Consider the following 3,574-nt stretch of genomic DNA (forward strand, 5'->3'; position numbering starts at 1 on the left):
GAGCAGCGTGCCGACCAGGTCCACCGACTCGAGGGCGAACACCTCGGGGCCGCGCTCGACCACGAGGCATCCGCGCACCGCGTCGACGCGGGGGTCGGGAGCGGCGAACCGCGGCTCGACCGGAAGCTCGAGCTCGACCACGTCGCCCGCGGCGAAGGCGCGCGTCCACGACACCATTCCCGGCTCCGCGTCCTGCGCCTGCACGTCGTCGGCGCCCGCGGGTCGCAGGGTGAGCCGCGCGCCCGCCGCCCACGCCGGCACCCGCAAGGACAGCGTCCAGGACTCCGCGGCGTCCGCCAGCACCGTCACGCGCACGGCGCCCGAACGCGGGTACTCGGTCGCGACCTCGAGCGCGACCTCCTGCCCGGTCTCGAGCGTGGTGCGGATGGCGGCCGGCGCGTACTGGTGCAGCTGCACGCCCGAGGCATCCGCCGTCGCCACGTATGCGGCGAGGCTCGCGAACGTGCGGGCCGTGTTCGGCGGGCAGCACGACACGTCGAACCACGGCGCGCGCAACGACGACTGCGCCCGCGGCGACACCGTGTCGGCGTCGGCCACTGCCCCGGGCCGGCGCTGGTGCAGGGTGTTCGCGTAGTAGAAGGCGGTGCCCGAGGCACTCGGCGAGGTCTCCACCACGTTGAACAGCGTGCGCTCGATGAGGTCGGCGAAGCGCGGATCCCCCTGGGCGAGCAGCAGCCGCCAGCTGAACATCACGGAGGCCACGCCCGCGCAGGTCTCGGAGTACGCCCGGTCGCTCGGCAGCTCCCAGTCCTCGCCGAACGCCTCGTCCTGGTGGTGCGAGCCCTGCCCGCCGGTCACGTAGGTGCGACGCTCCACGGTGGTCTCCCACTGCCGGTCGAGCGCACCGAGCAGCTCGTCGTCCCCGGTCTCGATCGCGACGTCCGCCGCGCCGGCCGCGAGGTAGTTGGCGCGCACCGAGTGACCGCGCAGCACGCCGGCCTCGCGCACGGCGACGTCGTCCTGGTAGTACGAACGGCCCCACTCGATGTCGCGCAGCCTGCCGTGGCCGTGCCGCTCGACGAACAGGCGGGCCTGCTCGACGTAGCGCGGCTCGCCGAGCGCGCGGCCCAGCTCGGCGAGGCCCACCTCGACCTCGGCGTGTCCGCAGATGCGCTCGTCGCCGCCGACGCCGAAGACCTCGCACACGAGGTCGGCCGCCCGGCGGGCGATGCCGACGAGTCCGTCGTCGGCATCGGGGCGCGTGCGCACCCGGGCGACGGCCGCCTGGAAGAGATGTCCCAGGCAGTACAGCTCGTGGCCCCACTCGAGGTCCGACCAGCGCGCACCCTGACCGGGCCGCCCGAACCGCGTGTTCAGGTAGCCGTCGGGCTCCTGCGCGGCCGCGACCCGCGCCACGACCGCACGCAACCGCGCCTCGAGCTCGTCGACGGGCTCGCCCACCGCGTCGCGACGGCCGATCTCCCAGGCGATCGCCTCGAGGTACTTGTAGACCTCCGAGTCGGAGAACTCGCGGCCGCGGCGTCCCTCTGGAAGTGCTCCGGATGCCGCGAGGTCGAAGTTCGCGAGCCAGCCCTCGCGCTCGAGCCACGCGCCGATGTGGTGGATCGTGGCGGTGCCGTTGACGGCCTGCCGGTGGCCCCAGAATCCGCCGGTGATCGTCACCTCGTCGAGGCCGAGCGGGCGCAGTACTCCCGCACTCGGCGCGACGGGCACCGCGTGCGTCGTGGTGGTGGTGTTGGTGGTGAGCGTCATGGTCATCCCTTGAAGGCGCCGGACATGAAGCCGCGCACGTAGTGACGTTGGAGGATCAGGAAGAGCAGGATGCACGGCACGGCCAGCACGACCACGCCTGCTTCGGTGGCGCCGTAGTCGACGACGCCCTGCACCTGCCCGCGGAGGTTCGAGACGGCCAGCGGCAGCGTCATCTTGTTCGAGTCGTTGATGAGGATCAGCGGCGCCATGAAGTCGTTCCACGCCGCGAGGAACGCGAAGAGCGCCACCGTGATGAGGCCCGGCTTCACGGCGGGGATGAGCACCCGCCAGAGCACCGTGAAGCTGGAGCATCCGTCGACCATGGCCGCCTCGTCGAGCTCGCGCGGCACGGCCTCGAACGAGATGCGCATCATGAACATCGAGAACGGCAGCTGGAACATCGTGAGCACCAGCGCGACGCCCACGAGCGAGTTCGACAGCCCGACCAGGTTGAGCAGCACGTAGAGCGGGATCAGCAGGGTCGTGTACGGCACCATCAGGATCGCGAGCGTGGCGAGGAACAGGGCGTTCTTGCCCGGGAACGAGAACCGCGCGAACGCGTAGCCGCCGAGCAGCGAGATGACGAGGGTCAGGGCCACGGTGAGCAGCGACACGAACACCGAGTTGAAGAGGTAGACCCAGATGCCCGCCTGGTAGTTCGCGAGCGTCACGTAGTTGCCGAGGCCCCAACCGTCGACCTGGTTCGTGCCCGCCCGCGGCGAGAACGACGCCACCGTCGTCCAGATCAGGGGGTAGAGGAACAGCACGGCGAGCGCGCCGGTGACCACCCAGTAGGGGGTGCGCAGTGCGATGCCCGCGAACGAGGTGGGCGGATGCTTCCGCGCCACGCCATACCGGGTGCGCGGGCCGTGCGCCGCGGCATCCGTCACGATCGCCCGGGTGGTGTCGGGCGCGGTGTCGATGCTCATCAGTCCTCGGCCTTCCTGCTGAACGCGCGGATCTGCGCGACGTTGATGACGACGAGGGCGAGCAGCACGATCACCGAGAGCGCCGCGGCCACGCCGAGGTTGTTCGGGCCCTGGAACGCGACGCTGTAGATGAGCTGCACGATCGTGATCGTGGAGTTGTCGGGCCCGCCCTTGGTGAGGATGTAGAACTGCTCGAACGCGAGCAGCGAGCCCGTGACGCAGAGCACCGTCGTGAGCGCGAGCGTGGGCCGCAGCAGGGGCAGCGTCACGCTGCGGAACGTCTGCCACCGTGAGGCGCCGTCGATGCGGGCGGCCTCGTAGACGTCGTCGGGGATGCCCTGCAGGCCCACCAGCATGAGCAGCATGTAGAAGCCCGCGTACCGCCAGACGATGAGGAAGATGGTCGACCAGAGGGCGCCGTCGGGGGTGCCCAGGAAGGTGAAGCCCCACGCCGCCATGAGGTCGGCGAACGGCCCGGCGATCGGCGAGTAGAGCACGTAGAAGAGGAGCGACGCGGATGCCAGGCCGAGCGCGCTCGGGATGAGGAACGAGGTGCGCAGCAGCCCCTTCCAGCGCGACGACTCCTGCACGAGCAGGCCGAGCCCGAGCGCCAGGGCGAGCAGGATCACGGTGGTGAGGATCGTGTACTTCAGGGTGAACACGACCGAGTCCGTGAAGAACCGGTTCGTCACCGCGTCCTCGTAGTTGTCGGGCAGGTTCCAGCCCTGGTTGCCGCCGAGCAGCGGCCAGTCCGAGCCCGACATCTGCAGCACGAGCAGCAGCGGGAGCACTGATCCCCCGCCGGCTGGAGAACCTCCTGCCCGCGGGCAAGAACGTCGGTACCACCCACATCACCAACGGGGCCTTCCGGCTCCACCCGGTGGAGTGGAACATCGGCGAAGCGGCCGGCC

Annotated in this window: 3 protein-coding genes and 1 pseudogene; 1 reads left to right on the forward strand and 3 read right to left on the reverse strand. The window is 70.7% G+C overall.

Features of this window, described 5'->3' with window-relative positions; genetic code table 11:
* The 3 genes from GH736_RS19240 to GH736_RS19250 all read right to left on the reverse strand — a co-directional run.
* Positions 1-1,740 (reverse strand): glycoside hydrolase family 127 protein (locus tag GH736_RS19240; protein ID WP_203230859.1); only part of this gene is annotated, 1,740 nt, incomplete at its 3' end.
* A complete protein-coding gene (locus GH736_RS19245; protein WP_159606217.1) occupies positions 1,737-2,663 on the reverse strand; it encodes a carbohydrate ABC transporter permease in 927 nt (308 codons plus the stop codon). The genes GH736_RS19245 and GH736_RS19240, both read right to left, overlap by 4 nt.
* Positions 2,663-3,454 (reverse strand): carbohydrate ABC transporter permease, encoded by a 792-nt coding sequence (locus GH736_RS19250; protein WP_235934484.1) that lies wholly within the window; start codon positions 3,452-3,454, stop codon positions 2,663-2,665. The genes GH736_RS19245 and GH736_RS19250 overlap by 1 nt, the downstream gene beginning before the upstream one ends.
* On the opposite strand from GH736_RS19250, the pseudogene GH736_RS19255 reads away from it, so the two are divergent.
* A pseudogene (locus GH736_RS19255) lies at positions 3,448-3,574 on the forward strand (FAD-dependent oxidoreductase); the annotation flags it as partial. The gene GH736_RS19250 and the pseudogene GH736_RS19255 overlap by 7 nt on opposite strands.

Origin of the sequence: Agromyces humi, assembly GCF_009720255.1 — a bacterium.
In the GTDB taxonomy this organism is placed as follows: Bacteria; Actinomycetota; Actinomycetes; order Actinomycetales; family Microbacteriaceae; genus Agromyces; species Agromyces humi.

Coding starts and splice junctions, on each gene's coding strand:
- GH736_RS19245 (WP_159606217.1), bottom strand. CDS start 2,663: ATGAGCATCGACACCGCGCCCGACACCACCCGGGCGATCGTGACGGAT.